This is a genomic window from Anoxybacillus sp. UARK-01 (assembly GCF_002075365.1).
GTDB lineage: Bacteria > Bacillota > Bacilli > Bacillales > Anoxybacillaceae > Anoxybacteroides > Anoxybacteroides rupiense.
Genome location: NZ_NASY01000042.1, coordinates 218875 through 244587 on the forward strand (window position 1 = coordinate 218875; position 25713 = coordinate 244587).

The 25713-nt window shown below is 43.2% G+C and carries 23 protein-coding genes, 1 tRNA gene, 1 riboswitch and 1 other annotated feature; of the genes, 23 read left to right on the top strand and 1 reads right to left on the bottom strand.

The genetic code is table 11. From position 1 onward, the window contains the following. The first annotated feature begins 20 nt into the window (after positions 1-20). A riboswitch (Lysine riboswitch) is annotated at positions 21-199 on the top strand. A gap of 132 nt (positions 200-331) precedes the next feature. After that, positions 332-1552 (top strand): aspartate kinase, encoded by a 1221-nt coding sequence (locus B6A27_RS10755; RefSeq protein ID WP_066146307.1) that lies wholly within the window; start codon positions 332-334, stop codon positions 1550-1552. 401 nt (positions 1553-1953) lie between these two features. Here the strand turns inward: B6A27_RS10755 and B6A27_RS10760 are convergent, their stop codons facing one another. Continuing rightward, positions 1954-2409 carry a YslB family protein gene (locus B6A27_RS10760; protein WP_044742968.1) on the bottom strand — a complete coding sequence of 152 codons (456 nt, stop codon included), beginning with the start codon at positions 2407-2409 and terminating at the stop codon, positions 1954-1956. 274 nt (positions 2410-2683) lie between these two features. Here B6A27_RS10760 and B6A27_RS10765 point away from each other — a divergent pair, with 274 nt between their 5' ends. The 22 genes from B6A27_RS10765 (at position 2684) to clpX (ending at position 25312) form a co-directional block, all read left to right on the top strand. Then, positions 2684-3292 (top strand): succinate dehydrogenase cytochrome b558 subunit, encoded by a 609-nt coding sequence (locus B6A27_RS10765; RefSeq protein WP_044742967.1) that lies wholly within the window; start codon positions 2684-2686, stop codon positions 3290-3292. Positions 3293-3327: 35 nt separating this feature from the next. Beyond that, positions 3328-5088, top strand: coding sequence for a succinate dehydrogenase flavoprotein subunit (gene sdhA / locus B6A27_RS10770; RefSeq protein WP_044742966.1), 1761 nt, complete (start codon positions 3328-3330; stop codon positions 5086-5088). Next, positions 5085-5846: a succinate dehydrogenase iron-sulfur subunit gene (gene sdhB, locus B6A27_RS10775; RefSeq protein WP_066146305.1), complete on the top strand. Its 762-nt coding sequence runs from the start codon at positions 5085-5087 to the stop codon at positions 5844-5846. Before sdhA ends, sdhB begins: the two co-directional genes overlap by 4 nt. A gap of 408 nt (positions 5847-6254) precedes the next feature. Continuing rightward, complete coding sequence (gene gerE / locus B6A27_RS10780) at positions 6255-6479, top strand: spore germination transcription factor GerE (RefSeq protein WP_044742964.1); 225 nt, start codon at positions 6255-6257, stop codon at positions 6477-6479. A 168-nt stretch (positions 6480-6647) separates the two neighbouring features. Next, a complete protein-coding gene (locus B6A27_RS10785) occupies positions 6648-7091 on the top strand; it encodes a MarR family winged helix-turn-helix transcriptional regulator (RefSeq protein ID WP_080862105.1) in 444 nt (147 codons plus the stop codon). A gap of 10 nt (positions 7092-7101) precedes the next feature. Further along, positions 7102-7896, top strand: a complete 795-nt coding sequence (racE, locus tag B6A27_RS10790) for a glutamate racemase (RefSeq protein ID WP_066146297.1) — start codon at positions 7102-7104, stop codon at positions 7894-7896. Positions 7897-7995: 99 nt separating this feature from the next. Beyond that, a complete protein-coding gene (locus tag B6A27_RS10795) occupies positions 7996-9072 on the top strand; it encodes a GerMN domain-containing protein (RefSeq protein WP_080862106.1) in 1077 nt (358 codons plus the stop codon). 84 nt (positions 9073-9156) lie between these two features. Continuing rightward, a complete protein-coding gene (rph, locus tag B6A27_RS10800; protein ID WP_080862107.1) occupies positions 9157-9921 on the top strand; it encodes a ribonuclease PH in 765 nt (254 codons plus the stop codon). Further along, positions 9921-10523 (top strand): XTP/dITP diphosphatase, encoded by a 603-nt coding sequence (locus tag B6A27_RS10805; protein WP_080862154.1) that lies wholly within the window; start codon positions 9921-9923, stop codon positions 10521-10523. The genes rph and B6A27_RS10805 overlap by 1 nt, the downstream gene beginning before the upstream one ends. 4 nt (positions 10524-10527) lie before the next feature. Then, positions 10528-11037, top strand: coding sequence for a metallophosphoesterase family protein (locus B6A27_RS10810; protein ID WP_044742959.1), 510 nt, complete (start codon positions 10528-10530; stop codon positions 11035-11037). Between the two features lie 228 nt (positions 11038-11265). Next, positions 11266-11339 (top strand) — tRNA-Arg (locus B6A27_RS10815). A gap of 537 nt (positions 11340-11876) precedes the next feature. Further along, entirely contained in the window at positions 11877-12776 is a 900-nt protein-coding gene (gene ilvE, locus B6A27_RS10820) for a branched-chain-amino-acid transaminase (RefSeq protein WP_044742958.1), read from the top strand. A 29-nt stretch (positions 12777-12805) separates the two neighbouring features. Further along, positions 12806-13071 (top strand) — a binding site (T-box leader). Between the two features lie 78 nt (positions 13072-13149). Further along, complete coding sequence (gene ilvB, locus B6A27_RS10825; protein ID WP_080862108.1) at positions 13150-14883, top strand: acetolactate synthase large subunit; 1734 nt, start codon at positions 13150-13152, stop codon at positions 14881-14883. Then, positions 14862-15380 (top strand): acetolactate synthase small subunit, encoded by a 519-nt coding sequence (gene ilvN, locus B6A27_RS10830; protein WP_066146285.1) that lies wholly within the window; start codon positions 14862-14864, stop codon positions 15378-15380. The genes ilvB and ilvN overlap by 22 nt, the downstream gene beginning before the upstream one ends. Positions 15381-15399: 19 nt before the next feature. Further along, positions 15400-16425 carry a ketol-acid reductoisomerase gene (ilvC, locus tag B6A27_RS10835; protein ID WP_080862109.1) on the top strand — a complete coding sequence of 342 codons (1026 nt, stop codon included), beginning with the start codon at positions 15400-15402 and terminating at the stop codon, positions 16423-16425. After that, the gene (locus B6A27_RS10840; protein ID WP_080862110.1) at positions 16412-17962 is read left to right on the top strand and encodes a 2-isopropylmalate synthase; all 1551 of its coding nucleotides are present in this window, start codon (positions 16412-16414) and stop codon (positions 17960-17962) included. Before ilvC ends, B6A27_RS10840 begins: the two co-directional genes overlap by 14 nt. A gap of 24 nt (positions 17963-17986) precedes the next feature. Further along, on the top strand, positions 17987-19102 hold the full coding sequence (leuB, locus tag B6A27_RS10845; RefSeq protein ID WP_066146278.1) for a 3-isopropylmalate dehydrogenase: 1116 nt from the start codon (positions 17987-17989) through the stop codon (positions 19100-19102). A 167-nt stretch (positions 19103-19269) separates the two neighbouring features. Then, positions 19270-20694, top strand: a complete 1425-nt coding sequence (gene leuC / locus B6A27_RS10850) for a 3-isopropylmalate dehydratase large subunit (protein WP_080862111.1) — start codon at positions 19270-19272, stop codon at positions 20692-20694. Between the two features lie 9 nt (positions 20695-20703). Next, a complete protein-coding gene (gene leuD, locus B6A27_RS10855) occupies positions 20704-21294 on the top strand; it encodes a 3-isopropylmalate dehydratase small subunit (RefSeq protein WP_080862112.1) in 591 nt (196 codons plus the stop codon). Positions 21295-21383: 89 nt separating this feature from the next. Continuing rightward, entirely contained in the window at positions 21384-22355 is a 972-nt protein-coding gene (locus B6A27_RS10860; protein ID WP_044742950.1) for a tetratricopeptide repeat protein, read from the top strand. 137 nt (positions 22356-22492) lie between these two features. Next, positions 22493-23779: a trigger factor gene (tig, locus tag B6A27_RS10865; protein WP_080862113.1), complete on the top strand. Its 1287-nt coding sequence runs from the start codon at positions 22493-22495 to the stop codon at positions 23777-23779. A gap of 267 nt (positions 23780-24046) precedes the next feature. Continuing rightward, complete coding sequence (gene clpX, locus B6A27_RS10870) at positions 24047-25312, top strand: ATP-dependent protease ATP-binding subunit ClpX (protein WP_080862114.1); 1266 nt, start codon at positions 24047-24049, stop codon at positions 25310-25312. Positions 25313-25713 lie beyond the last annotated feature (401 nt).

The following is a 25713-nucleotide window of genomic DNA, read 5'->3' on the forward strand; positions in this document are numbered from 1 at the left end:
TATACACTTCTAAGCACAGAAGTGAAGATAGAGGCGCGAACTTCAAGAGTAGGCATTTGGAGGAAAATGGGTTCCAAAGAAAAATGCCGAAAGGGGAGGCTCGCCGAAGTGGGGGAAGTCTCATTGCTTTTCCTGCTGGTCCTGCGTTTAAGAAATGTAGGACTGTCAAGATGACCCATCTTGGAGAGCTATCTCACTGTGTGGAGCGAATTCGTTTCTTTTCTTATTTCGTTATGCACAGCAATGAGAAGCCTCTCATTGCTGTTTTTTATTTGTTTCTATACCGGTATGGATGCTGAAATCAACATTTTAAGAACAAGGGATGAGAAAAATGGGAATGATTGTGCAAAAATTTGGCGGAACGTCTGTAGGATCTATTGAACGTATTCAGCATGTCGCTGATCGAGTAATGAGCGAGGTGCAAAAAGGACATCAAGTGGTCGTTGTCGTTTCAGCGATGGGAAAGACGACGAATCAGCTTGTGGATTTAGCCAAACAGCTAACGTCCCAACCTAGCAAGCGGGAGCTGGATATGCTTCTTTCGACAGGGGAGCAAGTGAGTATTGCCCTATTAGCGATGGCTTTGCAAGAAAAGGGGTATGCAGCTGTTTCTTTAACGGGCTGGCAAGCTGGAATCAAGACAGAGACTGTTCATGGCAATGCTCGCATTATAGATATTGACACAACGAGAATTCATCAATATTTGCAAGCAGGACAAATCGTCATTGTGGCTGGTTTTCAAGGAGTGACGGAAAAGGGAGATATCACGACTCTTGGTCGCGGCGGTTCTGACACGACAGCTGTAGCTTTAGCGGCCGCTCTACAAGCGGATAAGTGCGATATTTATACAGATGTGACAGGAGTGTTTACTACCGATCCGCGTTATGTAAAAGCAGCGAAAAAGCTAGAGGAAATTTCCTATGATGAGATGCTAGAGCTGGCCAATCTTGGAGCAGGAGTGCTTCATCCGCGGGCTGTAGAGTTTGCTAAAAATTATCAAGTATTGCTGGAAGTTCGTTCGAGTATGGAGGAAGAGAGCGGAACAACGGTAAAGGAGGATGTTTCAATGGAACAGCATTTAATTGTCAGAGGGATTGCTTTTGAAGATCAAGTAACAAAAGTGACGGTCCAAGGGCTCCCGCACGAGTTGCCTATGTTGCCAACCGTTTTTACAGCGTTAGCGAATCGCGGGATTAATGTCGATATTATTATTCAAAACACAACCAATAGCGGAGCAGCAGCTGTGTCGTTTTCCATTCGCACAGAGGATTTGCCTGAGACTTTGCAAGTGTTGGAATCATTCAAGGGAGCAAAGATAGAATATGAAAGCCAACTGGCCAAAGTATCGATTGTCGGCTCAGGAATGATCTCTAATCCAGGTGTAGCTGCACAAATGTTTCAAGTGTTAGCGGATAAAGGGATTGAAATAAAAATGGTCAGCACGTCCGAAATCAAAATTTCAACCGTCGTGTCTCAAGAAAATATGGTTGCAGCAGTAGAAGCGTTGCATACGGCGTTTCAATTGGATGAAAAAGCCGCCGTGCGTTCATAACCAGACAAGACCGTACTGCTGGAAATCATGGCAAGCGTTTTGAGAGCGAAGGCGCATTCAATCGTGCTGTGCCGACTGTTTTGACTAAAAAAGCAAGCAAATGCTTGCCTGCCTCAAGTGGTAGACAAAGTCAAAATCGACTTTGTCTACCACCATTTTATACAATTCTTCTATCATAGTGGTAGTTCTACATCAAACTGGCTTGAAGGCGCTTAGCAGACAAGAAACGCCAGCCGAGTGAAGACGCGAAGCGAACCCAAACGTTCATGAGCGACGAATGAGGCCCGTGACGCAGGATGAAGCGTTTGTTAACAGTCTAAGGCAAGCAAATACGTATACTTGCCTTTGTTCCTGTCGTGCATCGATAGGCTAATACAATTGAAAAGGTGCAGAAAATCTGTCTATTCAGCAATTTCGTGTTTACGGTCCCATTTCACAGTAAAAGTCACTTTTTGATCACGCTTTTTTTGCTGCTCATATGCTTCCGAGACAAAGCGTTTTTGCTGTTCAATCTGCTGTGCGAGAAAGCCGGCCTCAAGCTGAAATGAACAGTGAGCATTCATGGCGATCCGAGCGGATACCGCGGGCCCTGTCAGCTCGATTTCTAATTCATCTTGGCGTTCTTTGATGACAGCGAGCGTACCCCATCCTGCTTTTTCAAAAAATAAAATGATGTCATCGAATGTTTCTAAGGGATAGCAGCGCGCTAAATGCTTTCCCGCCCAATATAAAATGCTGTCGGTTTCTTTGCCAAGCAAATCGGGAAGAAGGACTTCTCGAATTAGATGATATCCAAATAAAGGAATTTCAACGTGCTGTAATGCTTCATAGTGTTCCTGAAATGAATGTGTTTTCACATAATTCCCCTCTTTCTATCAAACATTATAGCCGAACAATGAGAAGAAATCAGTATTTTTCTTTCGATTTTTGCACAAATATTGTTTTAATTTTCAAACGATTGAACATTTTATGAACTCGTTTTCTTGACGCTACTACATTGTGGGAGTACAATGGATGTGACGCGTGATTAATGGAAATGGAAGCATTTACAGTTCTATTAATCATTTAGTTAGTGTGGATGGGGAGTGCATAAATCTTTTATTATCACTATTTAAAAAGGGGGTATACTATATGGCAGGAAATCGAGAATTTTTTTACCGCCGACTCCATTCATTACTAGGGGTTATTCCGGTTGGAATTTTCCTAGTCCAGCATTTAGTAGTGAACCACTTTGCGACTAAAGGTCCAGAATCATTTAACCGGGCAGCATCATTTATGGAACATTTACCGTTCCGCTATTTTTTAGAAATATTTATCATTTTTTTGCCTTTGCTGTTTCATGCTATTTATGGACTTTATATCGCTTTTACCGCTCAAAACAATGTGGGCAGATTTGGATATTTCCGAAATTGGATGTTCATGCTTCAACGGCTGACAGGAATCATTACGCTCATTTTTGTCACGTGGCACGTATGGCAAACACGTGTACAAGCTGCTTTTGGAGCTGATGTGAACTACGACATGATGGCCAACATTGTTGACAATCCTTTTATGCTTGCTTTTTATATTGTCGGTATTTTGTCAACGGTGTTCCATTTTTCGAATGGGCTATGGTCTTTCTGTGTAAGCTGGGGATTAACAGTTACTCCTCGTTCACAGCAAATTTTTACTTACGTGACGATGATCATCTTTGTAGCGCTTTCAATCGTTGGCATTCGTGCCATTTTAGCATTCGCTTAATCCACGACTAGCAATTTTTTAGGGAGTGAGTAACGATGAAAAAAGGAAAAATCATAGTAGTTGGCGGCGGTTTAGCCGGACTAATGGCCACCATTAAAATCGCAGAAGCGGGTGTGCCAGTGGAATTGTTTTCGCTTGTGCCAGTAAAGCGGTCTCACTCTGTTTGTGCTCAAGGTGGGATTAACGGTGCGGTGAATACAAAGGGTGAAGGAGATTCCCCGTGGGAACACTTCGACGATACGGTATATGGTGGTGACTTTTTGGCAAACCAACCACCAGTCAAAGCAATGTGTGAAGCAGCACCAGGCATTATTTATTTATTAGATCGTATGGGTGTTATGTTTAACCGTACACCTGAGGGATTGCTAGATTTCCGGCGCTTTGGTGGAACGCAGCATCACCGTACTGCATTTGCGGGGGCAACAACGGGTCAGCAGCTGCTTTATGCGCTTGATGAGCAAGTGCGCCGCCATGAAGTCGCTGGCTTGGTTACGAAGTATGAAGGCTGGGAGTTCCTTGGTGCGGTACTAGATGATGAGCAAATTTGCCGTGGGATTGTTGCGCAAAACTTAACGACGATGGAAATCCAATCATTTGCTGCTGATGCTGTGATTATGGCAACGGGTGGCCCAGGCATCATTTTCGGAAAATCCACCAACTCGATTATTAATACAGGTTCAGCTGCATCGATTGTTTACCAGCAAGGTGCCTATTATGCGAATGGAGAATTTATTCAAATCCATCCAACGGCGATCCCGGGTGATGATAAATTACGGCTTATGAGTGAATCGGCGCGCGGTGAAGGCGGTCGAGTCTGGACATATAAAGATGGTAAACCATGGTATTTCTTAGAGGAAAAATATCCAGCATACGGAAATCTAGTTCCACGTGATATTGCGACTCGTGAAATATTCCATGTTTGTGTTGATTTGAAGCTTGGCATCAACGGCGAAAATATGGTGTACCTCGATCTTTCTCATAAAGATCCTAAGGAGCTCGATATTAAATTAGGTGGCATTATTGAGATTTATGAGAAATTCATGGGAGAAGATCCGCGTAAGGTGCCGATGAAAATCTTCCCAGCTGTGCACTACTCCATGGGGGGATTATGGGTTGACTATGATCAAATGACGAATATTAAAGGATTGTTTGCTGCTGGAGAGTGCGACTATTCTATGCATGGCGCCAACCGCTTGGGAGCTAACTCGCTCTTATCGGCGATTTATGGCGGAATGGTTGCAGGTCCGAAGGCCGTTGAATATATTAAAGGATTGGACAAGTCATCTGATGCGCTTCCTTCTTCTTTATATGAGCGATATGTAAAACAAGAAGAAGAACGTTGGAACAATATTTTATCGATGAATGGAACAGAAAATGCTTATGTGCTTCATAAAGAGCTTGGCGAATGGATGACCGATAATGTGACGATTGTTCGGTATAACGATAAACTTTTAAGAACGGATGAAAAAATTCAAGAGCTTATGGAGCGTTATAAAAATATTAATATTAGCGATACAGCTAAATGGAGTAATCAGGCAGCTTCATTTACTCGCCAGCTTCATAACATGCTTCAATTAGCGCGTGTGATTACACTTGGTGCATACAATCGAAACGAAAGCCGCGGCGCTCATTACAAACCGGAGTTTCCAGAGCGCAATGATGAAGAGTGGCTAAAAACAACAATGGCTCGCTTTACTCCAGATGGTCCAGCGTTCCATTATGAAGATGTGGATACATCACTAATTAAGCCTCGTAAACGTGACTATTCGAAAAAGAAAGAGGATGTGAAATCATGAGCGAGAAAAAAACGATTCGTCTCATTGTAACGCGACAAGATCGTCCGGATTCTGCGCCATACGAAGAGGAATTTGAGATTCCATACCGTCCCAATATGAACGTTATTTCCGCTCTCATGGAAATTCGCCGCAATCCGGTAAATGCTAAGGGAGAAAAAACAACTCCAGTCACATGGGATATGAACTGTTTAGAAGAAGTGTGCGGAGCTTGCTCCATGGTCATTAACGGAAAGCCGCGCCAATCCTGTACAGCTCTTATCGATAAGCTGGAGCAGCCAATCCGTTTAGAACCGATGCGTACATTCCCGGTTGTGCGCGACTTGCAAGTCGATCGCAGCCGGATGTTTGATTCCTTGAAAAAGGTAAAAGCATGGATTCCGATTGATGGAACCTATGATTTAGGTGCTGGTCCGCGCATGCCAGAACGAAAACGTCAATGGGCATATGAGCTTTCTAAATGCATGACTTGCGGCGTGTGCTTGGAAGCTTGCCCGAATGTGAACAGCAAATCAAACTTTATCGGTCCTGCACCCCTTTCACAAGTGCGTTTATTTAACGCTCATCCAACTGGTGCCATGCATAAAGAGGAACGTCTTAAAGCCATTATGGGGGATGGAGGGCTAGCGAACTGCGGTAACTCGCAAAACTGCGTGCAGTCTTGCCCGAAAGGCATTCCGCTCACCACCTCCATTGCAGCGTTAAACCGCGCTACAACTGTTCAAGCGTTTCGCAGCTTTTTCGGAAGCGATGAAGTGTAAAAAAAATCCTCTTCATGGAGTTTTCCATGAAGAGGATTTTTTTTGAGAAAAAAGAGATTGAAAGAAAAAGCAGATTCTATAAACGGTTTGAAGATACTTGTCAATTGCTTAGGTTACGTCAACATATGGCCAAGTACCGAATAATAGGACACATCTATTTGTTAATAAGCGGTATTGTTCGCTTGCTCAATCATCGAAATCAGCTCAGCACTCGCTCATTTAGAGGGATGTTGACGCATCAAATGATGTCCATACAGGCTGCTGTTTCATCGCATTTTCTATAAATACCTATTTTTCTAGAAGTAATGTGAATTTTTGTCACCGTCACCCGTTATTCCACATACTATATGGTGAATAAATACCCATCCGGTAGTTCAGGTCTGTCTAAAGCAAGGAGGGTTATCTTAATTGAAGGACAAATCATTTCACTCAAAGCCATTGCTTACGAAAAGAGAAAGAGAAGTATTTGAATTATTAGTTCAAGATAAAACAACAAAAGAGATTGCTAGTGAGCTGTTTATTAGCGAAAAAACGGTTCGCAACCATATCTCAAACGCCATGCAAAAGCTTGGGGTAAAGGGGCGCTCCCAAGCGGTGATTGAGTTGCTTAGAATGGGAGAACTTGAACTATAGGTAACACCGGCTACCCTTAGCAACGAGGGAGCCGGTTTATTATTGTTGGCAAATTTTTTATTGATTATACGGAAAAGTGTAGTAAAATGTATATGGCTTGTTTTGCTTGCAATTTTATCAAGAAATATGAACAATATAAATGTGCATAAATCTTATAGGGGAGATTGTATGCCAGTTGAAATGGATGAAAAGGCTATTGCTGAGCTAGAAAAATCGCTCCGTTATATTGCGGCGATTTTAAAACGAAAAGGAAGAGAAGTTTTAGTTCGATATCCAATTACAAGACAGCAATTTATTGCCTTGCAGCTGCTTTTCGAAGAAGGAGATATGACCATCGGCGAGCTATCGAATAAAATGGAGCTAGCCTGCAGCACAACAACCGATTTAATTGATCGAATGGAAAAAAACAAGCTAGTAACAAGAGTGAAAGATCAAAAGGATCGCAGAGTGGTGCGCGTTCATCTCCTTCATGAAGGCGAACGCATTATTCGAGAAGTCATCAAAAAACGTCAGCATGATTTGGCGTTAGTGCTGGAAAACTTTTCAGCAGAGGAAGTTGCTCTTTTAGAAGAAAGCTTAAAAAAATTGCATCAAGAAATGAAAAAAGAATGAGGCGAATCACTTGGAAAGATCAATAGGAGTTATCGATTCAGGAGTTGGAGGACTAACGGTCGCAAAGGAAATTATGCGGCAGTTGCCAAAAGAACGAATTATTTATCTAGGAGATACAGCAAGGTGTCCATACGGTCCTCGACCGGAAGAGGAAATTCGTCGATTCACTTGGGAAATGACGAATTATTTGCTGCAATATGATATTAAAATGCTTGTCATTGCATGTAACACGGCGACAGCCGTTGTGCTTGAAGAAATTCGCAACGAATTGAATATCCCGGTGTTAGGAGTAGTGCATCCGGGGGCGCGTGCAGCGTTAAAAATGACAAAGAACGAGCAAATCGGTGTGATCGGCACAATAGGAACAGTGAAAAGCCGCGCATATGAAAAGGCGTTGAAGTCCATTAATCACCGTGTTCATGTAGAAAGCTTGGCTTGTCCAAAATTTGTTCCACTTGTTGAAAGCGGGATTTTCGAAGGAGAAGAAGCGAAGCAGATTGTGGCTGAATCGCTTAAGCCTTTGAAATCAAGCGGAATCGATGTATTGATTTTAGGATGCACGCACTATCCGTTGTTAAGTCCGCTTATTCACGAATATATGGGGAAAAAAGTGAAGCTGATTTGTTCGGGCGATGAGACGGCTCGTGAAGTGAGCACGATTTTACATCATAGCGAGCTGTTGCAGACAGGAGAAAAAATAGCCGATCACCTCTTTTTGACAACTGGTCCGAAGGAAATGTTCCAAAAAATTGCATCACGATTGTTTGGACAGCCTGTTGATAATATCCAAACGATTGAATTATAAAAAAATCCTTCAGCGGTAAGCTGAAGGATTTTTTTATTCTATTTTTTTAAGCGGCTCGTATACATAATAGTACAAACCACTGTTAGGAGGGACTATGTGATGTTGAATCGGCGAACGTATAAACTTGCTGCACCGGTTATAGCTTCCATGATTTTGTTAAGCGGATGCGGATTATTTGGAAAGGATCAAGCAGTAAAAGAAATTGATCCACCGCAGGATGTCAGCTACTTGAAAAACGGGGAATCGTTGCAACAGCCAAAAGAGAAGGCGAACGGAACGGCAAAAGAATCACAGGCAACAGAAACAGTCAAACGCGAGCTTTATTTAATTGATAAAAATGGTTTCGTTGTGCCTCAGACCCTTTCATTGCCTAAAACAGATGCCGTTGCGAAACAGGCCCTTGAGTATTTAGTACAAGGAGGACCTATAGAAGATATGCTGCCGAATGGGTTTCGAGCAGTATTGCCAGCTGACACCCGCGTATTAAGCGTTAATTTGCAAAAAGATGGAACGATTGTAGCTGATTTTTCGCCAGAATTTGCTCATTATAAGGCAGAAGACGAAAAGAAAATTTTGCAAGCTATTACATGGACATTAACGCAATTTGATAATGTTAAAAAGGTGAAAATACGTATTAATGGACACGATCAAACAGTTATGCCGGTGGATGGAACACCGATTCAAGATGGGGTCAGCCGCGAAGATGGCATCAATATCGATACAAGCAATGTTGTCGATATTACGAACACTCGCCCGATCGTCGTCTATTTTGTAGAGCAGCAAGGGGAGCAGACATACTACGTGCCAGTGACACGACGCATCTCCAACGAGCAAAAGGATGATATTGCCGCAGCCGTTAATGAATTGATCAAAGGTCCGAAATATGGCAGCGGACTGGTCAGTGACTTCCAGCCAGATGTTCAGCTTATTGACAAGCCAGTTTATAAAGATGGCAAAGTGACGCTAAACTTTAACGACGCGATTTATGGAAGCAATAAAAAACATGTGATTTCTGAAGCTGTGCTGAACTCTCTTGTTCTATCATTAACAGAACAAAAAGGAATTGAAAGTGTGGCCATCACAGTGAATGGAAAAGCTGATCTTGTTAAAGAAGATGGAAAAGCACTTTCAGAACCAGTAACAAGACCAGAAAATGTGAACACCGGTAGTTTTTAATGTTATAATATGGTATAAAAAGAGGTAGGTCATATACTACCTCTTTACTATTTTATTTTTGGTACTTTTAAGGGGGCTTTTTTCATGAGAGGCGATGGAAGAGAAAGCTTGCAACTTCGACCAGTACATATTGAAACAAACTTTATTAAACATGCGGAGGGCTCTGTGTTAATTGCTGTCGGCGATACAAAGGTGATTTGTACGGCCAGCATCGATGATAAGGTTCCGCCGTTTATGAGAGGCGGCGGAAAAGGATGGATTACAGCGGAATATGCGATGCTGCCGCGAGCAACTGAACAGCGCAATATCCGAGAATCCAGCAAGGGAAAATTATCGGGCAGAACAATGGAAATTCAACGTCTGATTGGCAGAGCGCTTCGTTCGGTTGTCGATTTAGACAAAATGGGGGAAAAAACGATTTGGATTGACTGTGACGTGATCCAGGCCGATGGAGGAACAAGAACAGCCGCAATAACAGGCGCCTTTGTTGCGATGGTGCTCGCTTTTGCGAAATTACTTGAAGAAAATAAAGTGGCTGAATTTCCTGTGCGTGATTTTCTTGCGGCGACATCTGTGGGGATTGATCCGCAGCATGGTATCATTCTTGACTTGAACTATGCGGAGGATTCGCAGGCCAATGTTGATATGAACGTCGTGATGACCGGTTCCGGGCGTTTCGTAGAAATTCAAGGAACGGGAGAGGAAGCGACATTTTCTCGAGCCGAGCTCCAAGAGATGCTAGAAGCAGCGGAATTAGGAATTCGCCAATTAATTGAGATTCAGAAGAACGCGCTAGGAACACTAGCAGAAAAAATTCAATATGATGCAGAGGAACGTGTGAAGAAATGATAAAACAAGTGATTATTGCAACAAAAAACGCTGGAAAAGCAAGAGAATTTGAAGCATTATTCAATGAAAAAGGAATGCAGGTTAAAACGTTATTAGATTTTCCTAATTGTCCAGATGTCGAGGAAACGGGAGATACATTTGCAGAAAACGCGCGATTAAAAGCTGAGGCAATGGCCGCGTACTTTCAGCAAATGGTGATTGCTGACGATTCGGGCCTGTCCATTGATGCTCTCGACGGCAGGCCTGGTGTTTACTCGGCGCGTTATGCCGGCGAAGAAAAAGATGATCAAGCGAATATAGCAAAAGTATTAAAAGAATTAAAAGGAGTTCCATTTGAACAGAGAACAGCGCGTTTTCATTGCACATTGGCGATTGCGATTCCTGGAAGGCCGACGGCGATTGTCGAAGGAACATGTGAAGGCTATATCGCAGAAGAGCCAAAAGGTGAGAACGGATTTGGCTATGATCCGATTTTTTATGTTCCTGAAAAAAATAAAACAATGGCCGAATTGCCAAAGGAAGTAAAAAATAAAATAAGCCACCGCGCTGATGCGCTGGCTAAATTAAATGAAAAATGGGATACCATCATAAGCGGGGAGTAACAAAATGAGAGTGCTCATTGTCAGTGACAGTCATGGAATGACGAAAGAGCTAACAGAGATCAAACAGCGCCACGCTAACCAAGTGGATGCGTTCATTCATTGCGGGGATTCTGAATTGCCGAGCGACTGTGCCGAATTGCAAGAATTTCGTTCGGTTGCTGGCAATTGTGATTTCGACAAAGGCTTTCCAAAAGAAAGAAGCGAAGAAATTCACGGCGTGCGATTTTTTATTACGCATGGTCATCTATATAATGTCAAAATGACGCTGATGAATCTTTATTACCGCGCTCAAGAAGCGAATGCTCAAGTGGTCTGCTTTGGCCATTCGCATATTGCTGGAGCGGAGATGGTCAACAATCTTTTGTTTATTAATCCGGGAAGCCTTCTTTTGCCGAGGATGCGAAAGGAGAAAACATATGCATTGCTTGAAATTAAGAATGGACAAGCAACCGTTCAATTTTATGACGTGAACGGTCAAGAAGTGCCTTCCTTGGCTCAATCATTCATCCTTTGAGCGGGAAACCATTCCCGCTCTTTTTTATATTATTGACTTTATCCACTCCCTTTCGTATAATAAAAAATGGCTTTAAGAGTCGCCAAATCGGCACCTTGTTTGTTGTGTGGATTGGCTTTCTAGGGCTGAATAAGGTGAAAGAAAAGACGAGGCGAACAGAGAACATGTGGGCGCTGCTATGGTAGCCAAGCAGACGCAAATTGTAGACTTATTAATTTCATATACGATGTCCCAGTAGCTCAGTTGGATAGAGCAGCGGCCTTCTAAGCCGTCGGTCGGGAGTTCGAGTCTCTCCTGGGACGCTAAGAAAAAGCCTTTGCATATGCAAGGGCTTTTTCTTAATTTGCCGGCCTATCACGCTTGAATGGTGGCTATGGAATCTTGTAAATAATAAAACGCTCAGCCTCCTCTGTAAGTATAGCTTATGAGTAAGCCTCTGAAACATAAGTAGAAGGTGTCTAGCCTCTCCCACCGTTGTTTTTTAGAAAATCCACATGTATGTATCCCATGATCGAAGACTGTGAAAATAGGACTTAAGGAATGGACAGAAAACTGTTTCTGCACTTCAATAACAAAATTGGAATATTATCCTCTTACTCCATAAAAAAGAACTAAAAACCCGTTTTTGCCATGAATTTTAAAAAAATTTTCCTTCTTTCTATTGCTTGGTACAATCATAATGTAAGCGTATTCAAATATTCGAACGAATCTAAATATTCAAAAAATAGTATTGACTCTTCCTTATTTTGCCCTTATTATAATTTTCAAATAAATTAATCGAATAAAAAAATAAGACGCTTACAAGATGGCGCACTTACCAAGGGAAGAGGGGAAAAACATTGAGTGAACAATGGATTTTTTTAAACGGCGAGTTTGTTACGAAAGAAAATGCAAAGGTTTCCGTATACGACCATGGTTTTCTGTACGGGGATGGCGTGTTTGAGGGAATACGCGTCTATAGCGGAAACGTCTTTCGCCTCCAAGAACATATTGATCGTTTGTATAACTCGGCCAAATCCATTTTATTAACTATTCCTTACACAAAAGAAGAACTAACGGATTTAATTGTTCAATCGGTTCAAAAAAACCAATTTCAAGATGCATATATTCGAGTGGTTGTTTCGCGGGGGGTCGGAGATTTAGGTCTTGATCCGTATAAATGTCAAAATCCGCAAGTCGTCATTATCGTGGAGCCGTTGGCTATCTTTCCAAAACATTTATATGAAACGGGAATCGAAGTGGTGACAGTGGCGACAAGAAGAAATCGCCCAGATGTGCTAAGTCCAAAAGTAAAATCATTGAACTATTTAAATAACGTTCTCGTTCGAATTGAAGCTCATTTAGCCAATGTCAGCGAAGCGTTAATGTTAAACGATCAAGGCTATGTAGCTGAAGGATCAGCGGATAATGTGTTTATTGTGAAAAATGGTGTTTTGTATACACCGCCGGGATATGTAGGCGCTCTTGAAGGAATTACAAGAGAGGCGATTATCGATATGGCTAGAGAGCTTGGCTATGTCGTTAAAGAAGAACCGTTCACTCGCCATGATGTTTATACTGCTGATGAAGTATTTTTAACAGGAACGGCGGCGGAAGTGATTGCCGTTGTAAAAGTGGATGGCCGGACCATCGGTGAAGGGGTTCCGGGAGTTCATACGAAAAGGCTGCTTGAAGCCTTTAGACAAAAGGTAGTAGCTGAAGGTGTCAAAGTATATCACACAAATGTGAATGCGGGTTAATTGTAAATGAACCATGACAATTAAACGACATGAAAGCGTTGAAGAGGATAAGTAGTCAACGGAAAAAAGCATCTACAGAGAGCCGGGGGAGCTGAAAACCGGTGATGCTGCCGCTTGATGAACTCACCTCTGAGCGCCAGCTTGAACGCTTTGGCTAGTAGAGTTGGACGGGTGGAATCAAAAGCGCTCCACTCGTTATTAAAAAGAGCGTCTGAACATTTCAGATGCTCATGAGGTGGTCAGTTGACCATGAAAAAGGGTGGTACCGCGGAAAGAAAGCCTTTTCGCCCCTTTGACCTAGAACAAGTAGGTCATGATGGGGTGAAGAGGCTTTTTCATTGCTTTTATAAAAATTGAGGAGGAAGGATGAAGCATGGCAAACATGAAAGTCGAGGAGAAAAGGAAGCAAAAAATGAGAATAAGCGGAGCATTCATGCTGATAGAGGCATTAAAAGCAGAGAAAGTAGAAGTGATCTTTGGATATCCAGGAGGAGCGGTATTGCCGATTTACGACAAATTGTATGATTCAGGCATTTTCCATGTTTTAACGCGCCACGAACAAGGAGCCATTCATGCAGCAGAAGGCTATGCCCGCATTTCTGGAAAACCAGGGGTTGTCATTGCGACGTCCGGTCCTGGAGCAACAAACATTGTGACAGGCTTAACAGATGCGATGATGGATTCGTTGCCGTTGGTTGTTTTTACTGGCCAAGTAGCGTCAGGAGTCATCGGTTCTGATGCCTTTCAAGAAGCGGATGTCGTTGGAATTACCATGCCGATCACGAAGCACAGCTATCAAGTTCGCCATGTCCAGGAGCTTCCGAAGATTATTAAAGAAGCATTTCATATTGCGACAACAGGGCGGCCAGGACCAGTACTGATTGATATTCCAAAGGATATGACGACCCAAGAAGGAGAATTTGATTATGAACAGCCTGTTCGTCTTCCTGGATATCAGCCAACCGTTTATCCTAACCATTTGCAAATTCGCAAGCTGGTTGAAGCAGTGAGCCAAGCCAAACGCCCAGTCATTTTAGCGGGAGCGGGCGTATTGCATGCCATTGCATCTCAAGAGCTGCAGCAATATGCGGAGCAGCAAAAAATCCCCGTCATCCATACGTTGTTGGGACTCGGAGGCTTTCCGGCAGACCATCCACTTTTTCTGGGCATGGCGGGGATGCACGGAACGTATACAGCGAATATGGCCTTATACGAATGCGATTTATTAATCAATATTGGCGCCCGTTTTGATGATCGTGTGACTGGAAATTTAAACTGTTTTGCTCCGAAAGCAACGGTGGCGCACATTGATATCGATCCAGCGGAAATCGGCAAAAATGTGCCAACGAAAATCCCGATTGTGAGCGACGCGAAAGAAGCACTAAAAGAGCTGATTCTTCAAGAAGGAAGGCCGGCTGATACAGATGAATGGCTTGCACAGTTAGCAGAATGGAAAAAAGGATTTCCGCTCGTTTATAAAAATGAGCCTGGAACGATGAAGCCGCAGAAGTTAATTGAGATGATTTATGAGCTCACAGATGGAGAAGCCATTGTTACCACGGATGTAGGGCAGCATCAAATGTGGACTGCGCAGTATTACAAGTTCAAACAGCCAAACCGTTGGGTTACTTCAGGAGGGCTCGGCACGATGGGGTTTGGGCTTCCGGCGGCGATTGGGGCACAGTTAGCCGATCGGCAAGCGACTGTTGTTTCGATTGTCGGCGATGGCGGATTTCAAATGACGTTGCAAGAGCTATCGGTTATTCAAGAATTGAAGCTGCCGATTAAAGTGGTGATTGTGAACAATCAATCGCTCGGCATGGTGCGGCAGTGGCAGCAGCTCTTTTACGAAAAGCGATACTCGCACTCGCTCATTCCGAACCAGCCGGATTTTGTCAAACTGGCCGAGGCTTACAATATAAAGGGATTGCGGGCGAAAACAGAAGCGGAAGCTGTCCGCGTATTACAGCAAGCTTTTTCCCTTCACGAACCAGTATTGCTCGATATTCACGTAGCGGCTGATGAAAATGTATATCCAATGGTGGCGCCAGGAAAGGGCCTGCATGAAATGGTGGGGGTGAAATTGTGCGAAGAATCATTACAATGACGGTTCATAATCGTCCAGGCGTGCTCAACCGGATTACGGGTTTATTTACAAAACGCCATTACAATATCGAAAGCATTACAGTCGGACACACAGAAACAGAAGGAATCTCCCGCATGACATTTGTTGTCAATGTGGAGGACGAACGTACAGCGGAACAAATTACGAAACAATTAAACAAGCAAATCGATGTGTTGAAGGTCCATGATATTACGGATCAAGCGATCGTAGCAAGAGAGCTGGCGCTTATTAAAGTAGCGGTCAATCCAGCCGCGCGTCAGGAAATTTATACCCTTATCGAGCCGTTCCGCGCTGCGATTGTCGATGTGGGCAAGGAGAGCCTCGTCATTCAAGTAACGGGGGAGCCAGAGAAAGTAGAGGCGCTTATTGATTTATTAAAGTCTTACGGAATTAAAGAAGTCGCCAGAACTGGTACAACCGCATTTACACGCGGCTCGCAAAAAGCAGCCGCTTCCTATAAAACTGCATTTATCATTTGAAAAAGGAGAGGGATTTAAAATGGAAAAAGTTTACTATAATGAGGATGCAAACGAACAATATTTACAATCGAAAAAAGTAGCGATTATTGGATATGGTTCTCAAGGGCATGCACATGCACAAAATCTTCGCGACAGCGGGATAGAAGTTGTTGTCGGTCTTCGTCCGGGAAGATCATGGAATCAAGCGGAGCAGGATGGTTTTCAAGTCCGCACGGTGCGGGAAGCAACACGAGAAGCCGATGCGATTATGATTTTGCTTCCAGATGAGAAACAGCCGTCTGTATATAAAGAAGAAATTGAGCCAGAATTGCAGCCAGGCAATGCTCTCGTATTTGCTCATGGGTTTAACATTCATTTCAATCAAATTGTTCCGCCGCAGGATGTGGATGTTTTCTTAGTGGCTCCAAAAGGTCCTGGACATTTAGTGCGCCGCACATATACAGAAGGAGCTGGAGTGCCAGCGTTGATTGCTGTGTATCAGGATGTCACAGGGGAAGCGAAGGAAACAGCGCTCGCCTATGCGAAAGCGATCGGAGCGGCACGAGCAGGAGTGTTGGAGACGACTTTCAAAGAAGAGACGGAAACAGATCTGTTCGGCGAACAAGCGGTATTATGCGGCGGATTGACATCGCTTGTGAAGGCTGGATTTGAAACGCTTGTCGAAGCAGGATATCAGCCAGAAGTGGCCTACTTTGAATGTCTTCACGAGATGAAGCTGATCGTTGACCTTATGTATGAGGGAGGACTTGCATGGATGCGCCACTCCATTTCCGACACCGCGCAATGGGGAGATTTTATTTCTGGGCCGCGCATCATTAATGATTCAGTGAAAGCCGAAATGAAAAAGGTGCTTGAAGATATTCAAACAGGGAAATTTGCTAAAGGCTGGATTTTGGAAAATCAAGCGAATCGCCCAGAATTCAATGCGATCAATAGAAGGGAAAATGAGCATCTAATCGAAACAGTCGGGCGCGAGTTGAGAAGCATGATGCCGTTTGTGAAAGCGAAACAGAAAGAAGTGGTGGTCACCAGTGCGAAAAATTAATATTTTTGACACAACCTTGCGTGATGGGGAGCAGTCAGCCGGCGTAAATTTAAATTTACAGGAAAAGCTAGAAATCGCTCGACAATTGGAAAGGCTTAAGGTGGATATTATTGAAGCAGGTTTTCCTGCCGCCTCCAAAGGGGATTTTCAATCGGTTAAACAAATTGCGGAAACGATTAAACATAGTTCTGTGACCGGGCTTTCTCGCTCGGTCCAGAGCGATATTGACACAGCATGGGAGGCATTAAAAGGAGGGGCAGAGCCGCGTTTGCACTTGTTTATTGCCACTTCACCGATTCATATGACTCATAAACTGAGAATGACGCCGGAACAAGTCATTGAAGCAGCGGTTTCCTCTGTCAAGTATGCTAAACGTTACTTTCCGATTGTGCAATGGTCTGCAGAAGATGCTTGTCGAAGCGAGCTTCCTTTCCTAGCGGAAATTGTGGCCAAAGTCATTGAAGCGGGAGCGAGTGTGATCAACATTCCTGATACGGTAGGATACATCACGCCAAAAGAATATGGGGAGATCTTCGATTTTTTAAGAAAAAATGTTCCGAATATTGAAAAAATATCGTTGTCAGCTCATTGCCACGATGATTTAGGGATGGCTGTAGCGAACTCACTTGCTGCGATTGAGCACGGCGCCACGCAGATCGAAGGAACCATTAATGGCATCGGTGAACGGGCGGGGAATGCGGCATTAGAGGAAATCGCGGTTGCCCTTTATATCCGCAAAGATTATTACAAGGCAGAAACCGGCCTCAATCTTCAAGAAATTAAGCGAACAAGCAATTTAGTGAGCAAACTGACAGGAATGACGCTTCCAGCGAATAAAGCGATTGTCGGAAAAAATGCTTTTGCGCATGAATCTGGCATTCACCAAGATGGGGTGCTAAAAGAAAAGACGACGTATGAAATTATTTCTCCAGAGCTTGTTGGGGTTCAATCGAACTCGATGGTGTTAGGAAAGCATTCGGGCCGCCATGCGTTGCGTAATCGTGTCGTGGAGCTCGGCTACACGCTGTCAGAAGCGGAAATTAATAAGCTGTTTGTCCGCTTTAAAGAGTTGGCCGACAAGAAAAAAGATATTACCGATGATGATTTAGTTGCTTTAATCTTTGAAGAAAAATTTGATCTTTTTAAAGAGTTTTATCAGTTGTCCTCCATTCAAGTCCAATATGGAACAAATCAAATTCCGACAGCTGTCGTCGTATTGATGGATGGGCAAGGCAATGAAATTCAAGAGGCAGCAACAGGAGCCGGGAGTGTAGAATCGTTGTACAACACATTAGAGCGTTGCTTCAAAACAGAGGTCAAGTTGTTGGATTATCGGATTGAATCCGTCAGCGGCGGAAGAGATGCTCTTGCTCAGGTATTCGTAAAAGTGCGCGTCAACGAAATGGAAACAAGCGGGCGCGGGACTGCCCAAGACGTGCTCGAAGCATCCGCGAAAGCTTATATTAACGCGGTGAACAGGGTGTTTATGATTGAAAAAATGAGGGAAGAAAATCAAAAAGTAGTCATTAAAAATTAATCAAATAATATGGAGGGGTTCACTATGGGAACATATCGGATTGCTGTATTGCCAGGAGACGGAGTGGGAAAAGAAGTCACGTCAGGAGCTGTAGAAGTATTACAGGCAATCGCTTCTCGGTTTCACCATCAATTCATCTTTAAATACGGACTTATCGGTGGAGAAGCGATTGATCGGAAAGGAACGCCGCTTCCAGATGAAACGCTTCATATGTGCCGTCAAAGCGATGCCGTTCTTCTTGGGGCGGTTGGCGGTCCAAAGTGGGATAAAAACCCTCCACATTTGCGCCCGGAAAAAGGGTTGCTGGCCATTCGCAAAGAAATGAACTTATTTGCTAATTTGCGCCCGGTAAAGGTGTATCCAAGCTTAGCCGACTCATCCCCGTTAAAAGCGCATATCATTCGCGAAGCGGATTTGCTTATTGTAAGAGAGCTAACAGGTGGTCTATATTTTGGCAAGCCAAGCGGCCGACGTGTAGAGAATGGAGAAGAGGCAGCCATTGATACCCTTCTTTATAAGCGAGAAGAGATTAAACGAATTTTAAAAACAGCGTTTGAATTAGCAAGAAAAAGAAGAAAAAAAGTCACATCTGTCGATAAAGCAAATGTGCTCGAATCAAGCAGAATGTGGCGTGAGATTGCCGAAGAGGTCGCTTGCGATTATCCTGATGTAGAGTTAGAGCACATGCTCGTGGACAATGCGGCGATGCAGTTGATTCGAAATCCAAAGCAATTTGATGTATTAGTGACGGAAAATATGTTTGGTGACATTTTAAGCGATGAAGCTTCCATGCTAACCGGATCGTTAGGGATGCTCCCATCCGCTAGCTTGTCAACAACAGGTCCTAGCTTATATGAGCCGATTCACGGGTCAGCGCCTGATCTTGCTGGACAAAACAAAGCGAATCCGATTGCTACTATTTTATCGGCGGCGATGATGCTTCGTTTATCATTTGGTCTCAACAAAGAAGCTGACGCTATCGAAAAGGCGGTTCAGCAAGTATTAACGTCAGGCTATCGAACAGTAGATGTAGCGAAAAAAGGACAGCATGTCGTTTCTACCAAAGACATGGTGGATGAAATTCGAGCGACCATTTTAGATGATGAAGCCATTTTTAATATTATGGCGGTATATGCCTAATGAACGGCGCTAAAGATGAATGGGCCCGATAGAATCGAAAGAGAATAGGGGATCAACAAGAACGCCAACGGACATATCTTTTTGTCCGTCAGGCGTTCAGCATTTTCATAGATAGCGATAAACGGAGTTGGCTAAGAACAGTTTTATTCCTTAGAGAGGGGGATCGTATGAAACCAAAAACAATTATTGAAAAAGTATGGGAACATCATGTGGTTTATCGGGAAGCGGGGAAGCCGGATTTATTATATATTGATTTACATTTAGTGCATGAAGTTACCTCACCCCAAGCATTTGAAGGATTGAGACAGAAAGGGAGAAAAGTACGCCGCCCTGATTTGACTTTTGCGACGATGGATCATAACGTTCCCACTGTTAACCGCTTTGTCATTGAAGATGAGATTGCGAGAAATCAAATTGCCGCCTTGGAAAAAAATTGCCGTGAATTTTCGATTCCACTGGCTGATTTGCATAGTTCTGAGCAAGGAATCGTTCATGTCATCGGTCCGGAGCTAGGGTTGACCCAGCCGGGAAAAACGATTGTATGCGGCGATAGCCATACGTCGACACACGGGGCATTTGGAGCGCTTGCATTTGGAATTGGAACAAGTGAAGTAGAGCATGTTCTCGCGACACAAACCCTATGGCAGCAACGGCCGAAAACGCTTGAAATACGCATTAACGGTCGCTTGTCCGATGGGGTGACAGCCAAAGATGTGATTTTAGCGATTATTCATCAATATGGGGTCGACGTAGGAACAGGGTACATTATTGAATTCACAGGAGATGTCATTCGCCAGATGTCGATGGAAGAAAGAATGACCATTTGTAATATGTCCATCGAAGCAGGGGCAAGAGCGGGATTAATTAGTCCAGATGACACGACCTTTGAGTATTTGCGGGGCCGAAAATATGCTCCAAAAGGAGAGGATTTTGAAAAAGCTGTTGAGCAATGGCAAATGCTTGCGACGGATGAGGGAGCAACCTATGATCGCACGTTAGAAATAGACGCTGCTTCGATTGCCCCCATGGTAACATGGGGAACGACACCGGGCATGAGCGCACCGATCGATGGAAAGGTTCCGTACCCAGAGGATTTTGCAGATGAAACAGAGCAAAAAGCGGTTCAGCTTGCCTTGCAATATATGGGATTGGAGCCGGGAACGCCAATCAGTGAAATGAAAATCCAGCACGTATTTATTGGCTCCTGTACGAATTCACGAATAAGCGATTTGCGGGCAGCGGCGGAAATTGTCAAAGGAAAGAGAGTAGCACCAGGCGTCAGAGCGCTTGTGGTTCCCGGTTCACAAGAAGTGAAGCGGAGAGCGGAAGAAGAGGGATTAGCGCAAATTTTTATCGAGGCTGGATTTGAATGGCGCGATTCTGGCTGCAGCATGTGCTTAGGGATGAATCCGGACATTGTTCCGGAAGGAGAGCATTGTGCTTCAACATCCAATCGAAATTTTGAAGGACGGCAAGGAAAAGGAGCAAGGACTCATTTAGTCAGCCCAAAAATGGCAGCCGCAGCGGCGATTTACGGCCGATTTGTCGATATTAGAAAGCTGCAAGCTGAATCGATTGGGGAAAGGAGATGAAAGAAAAGCATGCAGCCATTTACTGTCCATAAAGGAAAGGTTGTCGGAATAGATCGCGCGAACATTGATACCGATCAAATTATTCCAAAACAATTTTTAAAACGAATTGAAAGAACAGGGTTTGGGAAATTTTTATTTTATGATTGGCGCTATCTCGATGGCCAGATTCTCAATCCTCATTTTGAATTAAACCGGCCTGAAAACGAAGGAGCCACCATTCTTGTGGCAAATGAAAACTTCGGCTGCGGCTCCTCCCGCGAGCATGCTCCATGGGCGTTACAGGATTATGGATTTCAAGCGGTGGTGGCTCCTTCGTTTGCCGATATTTTTTATAATAACTGCCTGAAAAATGGATTGCTGCCGATTCGTCTTGCCAAACATGACGTCGAATATCTTTTGCATAAAAGCAAGCGCGCCGATTATGAATTAACCATTTCCTTAGAGGAACAACGCATATATGACGAAAGCGGATTTAACCGTACGTTTGAAATTGATTCATATCGAAAGCAGCTATTATTAAAGGGATGGGATGAAATTGATTTGACGTTTATGTATGAATCGTATATCGAAGAATATGAAAAAAAAACGCTGGTCATTTGAATGAGTAGAGAAGCCGACTCTGTTACAGAGTTGGCTTTTTTGTGGAATATTGGTATACTGATAACCAAATTAAAAAACGGTGAGTGAAGATGGGGAATATTATTCCATTTCCAAATTTAAGAAAAAGGCTGCTAGAGAAGGGTCTAGAAGCATTGAAAGAAGAAAAATATCAGGATGCGCTTTATTTTCTTACTGAGGCTCAAAAATTAGGAACGAAGGAGTCTGAAGTAGAGCTGAGCATCATTCTCTGCCTGTTTGAAATGGGAGAATGGGAGGAAGCCAAGCAAAGATGCCAGCATTTGCTTTGGAAGAAGCAAGAGGTGACGGATATAGAGCTTCTTCAGCTTTATTTATCCATTTTAATTCATTTAGAGCAATATGCAGAGGCTGATGAAATGCTTGAGACAGCTCTGCAAGATAAAAAGCTCCATCCACATGAACGAGAGCAGCTGCTTCAATTATTGCGCTTTAGCCGAAAAATGAGATCATCTTTTTCCGCCAGTTCTAATGAAGAGATTGAGCAGCTGCTTCAATCCAAGCGTATCGAAGATCAGCTCAAAGCGATCCAACGGCTAGAAAACGAACATATCGTTCCGTTGCTCCCGATGTTAAAGCAATATTTAGCAAATGAAGACAATCATCCGATGGCCAAAACGATGTTGCTGCGCTTGCTTACGGCCAAAAAGGTGAGCGAGGAACTAGTCATTCATAAATTCGGAAAAATCATGACGATCATTCCCGAACAGCTAAACGAGGCGATAGAAACACAATTTGCAACCGATATATTGCAAAAGCTAGAACGAACATTAGGAAGCGATAGTCCGAGCTTATATGAGACGGCTTCGCATGTTTGGATGCGCTATATTTACACGCTGTATCCTTTTGCCCCTTTGCCGGTTTCTGAGGAGACGTGGATTGCGGCTTTGCATTTGTCAGCCTGTCGGCTTCAAGGAATCGAAATGACAATAACCGAAATCGCAGAACGTTATCATGTTTGTGAACAAGAAGTGACACAACTATGTGAAAAACTTTATGAAATAGAAGAAATTTCTTTCATTTAATCTATCGTTTATATTGAAACCTTATGATTGTATGTTATAATATAATGGTTGTATTACGTATATCTTTACATCTGTTGCTTACATACATGCTTATTTGATGGTGCTGACTTAGATGATTTTGTGTTGGAGGGAAAAGTATGGTAGCAAAATGGGAAAAATTAGAGGGGAACGAAGGCGTTCTTACTATTGAAGTAGATGCAGAAAAAGTAAACGAAGGATTAGATGCTGCATTTAAAAAAGTAGTGAAAAATGTGAGCATTCCAGGATTCCGCAAAGGCAAAGTTCCGCGTTCTCTATTTGAGAAGCGTTTTGGTGTTGAAGCGTTATATCAAGATGCTCTTGATATTTTATTGCCTGAGGCTTATGCGAACGCAGTAGAAGAAACAGGAATTGAGCCTGTTGACTATCCGCATATTGATGTTGAACAAATTGAAAAAGGAAAAAGCTTAATTTTTAAAGCAAAAGTAACAGTAAAGCCGGAAGTGAAGTTAGGAGAATATAAAGGGCTTCAAGTAGAAAAGCAAGATGATACAGTGACAGAGGAAGATGTTGAAAATGAATTAAAACGTCTTCAAGAAAACTATGCTGAGCTTGTGGTAAAAGAAGAAGGAAAAGTAGAAGACGGCGATACAGTGGTCATTGATTTTGAAGGATTTGTAAATGGAGAGCCGTTTGAAGGTGGAAAGGCTGAAAACTATTCACTTGTCATCGGTTCTGGCACATTCATTCCTGGTTTTGAAGACCAGTTAATCGGATTGGAAGCAGGAGCGGAAAAAGAAATCGAAGTGACGTTCCCTGAAGAGTATCATGCCGAAGAACTGGCTGGAAAACCAGCAGTCTTCAAAATCAAGGTGCATGAAGTGAAAACGAAGCAATTGCCAGCGTTAGATGATGAATTTGCTAAAGATGTCGATGAGGAAGTAGAAACGCTAGAGCAATTGAAAGAGAAAACACGCAACAGATTAGAGGAAACAAAAAAGAACGAAGCAGAAGCAGCGCTTCGTGACGCAGTGGTCGAAAAGGCAGCAGAAAATGCAGAAATCGACATCCCTGAAGCGATGATTAAAACAGAAACAGATCGCATGTTACGCGAATTTGATCAACGCCTGCAAATGCAAGGATTAAATCTCAACCTTTACTATCAATTCGCTGGACAAGATGAAGCAGCGCTTCGCGAACAAATGAAAGAGGACGCAGAAAAGCGCGTACGCATTTCTTTAACGTTAGAAGCGATTGCGAAAGCTGAAAACATTGAAGCGACGGAAGAAGAAGTAAATGCAGAGCTTGAAAAAATGGCTGAAGCTTATAATTTGACGGTTGACAAAATTAAAGAGCTGCTAGGAAATCTTGAAGTTGTCAAGGAAGATGTGAAATTCCGCAAAGTGGTCGATTTGCTTGTGGAACACAGCACAGCTGCTCAATAAAAAAGCGAAGAAGCCTATTGCTCTCTGCGCATTCATAAGAACAAGGCGCGATGCAGTTCGTGCCTTGTTCTTTCATAAATGAATACGATACATCATAGTTGAGAATTTTCTAATTTTTCAAATATGTAATGATTTTTTATTAGCGTTTGTATAATGATTTATGATAAAATGACGAATACATAAGCTGATAATACAGAATAAATTGTGGAAAGTTAAACAAATGTAGTACATACCAGCGATGTGAATTCTAGAGCAAGGGGTGAAAGCATGTTTAAATTTAATGATGAGAAAGGGCAATTGAAATGTTCTTTCTGCGGAAAGACACAGGATCAAGTCCGCAAGCTAGTAGCAGGTCCTGGAGTATACATATGTGATGAGTGTATTGAGCTTTGCACTGAAATTGTCGAGGAAGAGCTTGGCAATGAAGAGGAATTTGAATTTAAAGATGTTCCGAAGCCAAAAGAAATTCAAGAGATTTTAGACGAGTACGTCATCGGCCAGGATCGAGCGAAAAAATCGCTGGCAGTTGCTGTTTATAATCATTATAAACGGATCAACTCCAACAGCAAGGTCGACGATGTTGAGCTATCAAAAAGCAATATTTTGATGATTGGTCCGACTGGAAGCGGGAAAACATTGCTTGCTCAGACGTTAGCGCGCATCTTAAATGTGCCGTTTGCTATTGCTGATGCCACCTCGTTAACAGAGGCCGGTTATGTCGGTGAAGATGTCGAAAACATTCTTCTAAAATTGATTCAAGCTGCTGACTATGATGTGGAAAAGGCGGAAAAAGGGATCATTTACATTGATGAAATTGACAAAATTGCCCGCAAATCGGAGAATCCATCCATTACGCGTGATGTATCCGGAGAAGGAGTGCAGCAAGCGCTTTTAAAAATTTTAGAAGGCACGATTGCCAGCGTTCCGCCACAAGGCGGCCGGAAGCATCCGCATCAAGAGTTTATTCAAATTGATACAACGAACATTTTATTCATTTGCGGCGGTGCGTTTGACGGAATTGAGCCGATTATTAAACGTCGTCTTGGCAAAAAAGTAATCGGATTTGGCGCAGAAACGCAGCAAAACGATGTAGATGAAAAGAATTTGCTAGCAAAAGTATTGCCGGAGGACTTGCTGAAATTTGGATTAATTCCGGAGTTTGTGGGACGCTTGCCTGTTATTACAAGCTTAGAACCGCTTGATGAGGCGGCGTTAATCGAAATCTTGACGAAGCCGAAAAATGCGATTGTCAAGCAATACCAAAAAATGCTTGAACTTGATAATGTGGAACTTGAATTTGAAAAAGAAGCACTTTCTGAGATTGCGAAAAAAGCGATCGAGCGAAAAACGGGTGCTCGTGGTCTTCGCTCCATCATTGAAGGAATCATGCTTGATGTGATGTTTGAGCTTCCTTCCCGCGAAGATGTGCAAAAATGTGTGATTACAGCAGAGACCGTGCGTGATGCGAAAGCGCCGAAATTAATCCGTCACGACGGTACGGTTGTGGAGCAGGAGCGCAAAACGTCTGCTTAACGGCATATGAAGCGGTTCTTGAGAGAAAACAGCTTCCAAGCTTGTAGCCAAAGTCAAAAGGACTTTGGCTACAAGCGCTTGAATACCATCCACCGAGAAGTCCCCCCTCTCTAAGCGAAGTGGAAGAGAGGAGAGGTTCATGCAACCGTTTATTTCGCGTTTTCTTGCCTCAGGCAGTCGAAAATGCTTGTGGCAGATGAATCGAGCCGAGCGAAAACGCAGATTGAACCAAGATGTTCATCAGCGCAGATGAGCGAGGACGGTGACGCAGGATCGAAGCGTTTGTGAACAGTCTGAAGCTGTCTTGAGAGAAGGCAGCTTCTTTTTTGTTTGTTTATTCCTGCTTCCAGGAGGAGATACTATACGTACTACATACTTATTGGAGCAGGAGGATTTAAGCT

Excerpts from the sequence above, each read along its gene's own strand:
- leuC (WP_080862111.1), top strand. The coding sequence starts at position 19,270 with ATGAAACCAAAAACAATTATTGAAAAAGTATGGGAACATCATGTGGTT.
- leuB (WP_066146278.1), top strand. The coding sequence starts at position 17,987 with ATGGGAACATATCGGATTGCTGTATTGCCAGGAGACGGAGTGGGAAAA.
- ilvC (WP_080862109.1), top strand. The coding sequence starts at position 15,400 with ATGGAAAAAGTTTACTATAATGAGGATGCAAACGAACAATATTTACAA.
- leuD (WP_080862112.1), top strand. The coding sequence starts at position 20,704 with ATGCAGCCATTTACTGTCCATAAAGGAAAGGTTGTCGGAATAGATCGC.
- tig (WP_080862113.1), top strand. The coding sequence starts at position 22,493 with ATGGTAGCAAAATGGGAAAAATTAGAGGGGAACGAAGGCGTTCTTACT.
- rph (WP_080862107.1), top strand. The coding sequence starts at position 9,157 with ATGAGAGGCGATGGAAGAGAAAGCTTGCAACTTCGACCAGTACATATT.
- B6A27_RS10755 (WP_066146307.1), top strand. The coding sequence starts at position 332 with ATGGGAATGATTGTGCAAAAATTTGGCGGAACGTCTGTAGGATCTATT.
- B6A27_RS10785 (WP_080862105.1), top strand. The coding sequence starts at position 6,648 with ATGCCAGTTGAAATGGATGAAAAGGCTATTGCTGAGCTAGAAAAATCG.
- clpX (WP_080862114.1), top strand. The coding sequence starts at position 24,047 with ATGTTTAAATTTAATGATGAGAAAGGGCAATTGAAATGTTCTTTCTGC.
- sdhA (WP_044742966.1), top strand. The coding sequence starts at position 3,328 with ATGAAAAAAGGAAAAATCATAGTAGTTGGCGGCGGTTTAGCCGGACTA.
- B6A27_RS10795 (WP_080862106.1), top strand. The coding sequence starts at position 7,996 with ATGTTGAATCGGCGAACGTATAAACTTGCTGCACCGGTTATAGCTTCC.
- sdhB (WP_066146305.1), top strand. The coding sequence starts at position 5,085 with ATGAGCGAGAAAAAAACGATTCGTCTCATTGTAACGCGACAAGATCGT.
- B6A27_RS10860 (WP_044742950.1), top strand. The coding sequence starts at position 21,384 with ATGGGGAATATTATTCCATTTCCAAATTTAAGAAAAAGGCTGCTAGAG.
- B6A27_RS10765 (WP_044742967.1), top strand. The coding sequence starts at position 2,684 with ATGGCAGGAAATCGAGAATTTTTTTACCGCCGACTCCATTCATTACTA.
- ilvB (WP_080862108.1), top strand. The coding sequence starts at position 13,150 with ATGGCAAACATGAAAGTCGAGGAGAAAAGGAAGCAAAAAATGAGAATA.
- B6A27_RS10810 (WP_044742959.1), top strand. The coding sequence starts at position 10,528 with ATGAGAGTGCTCATTGTCAGTGACAGTCATGGAATGACGAAAGAGCTA.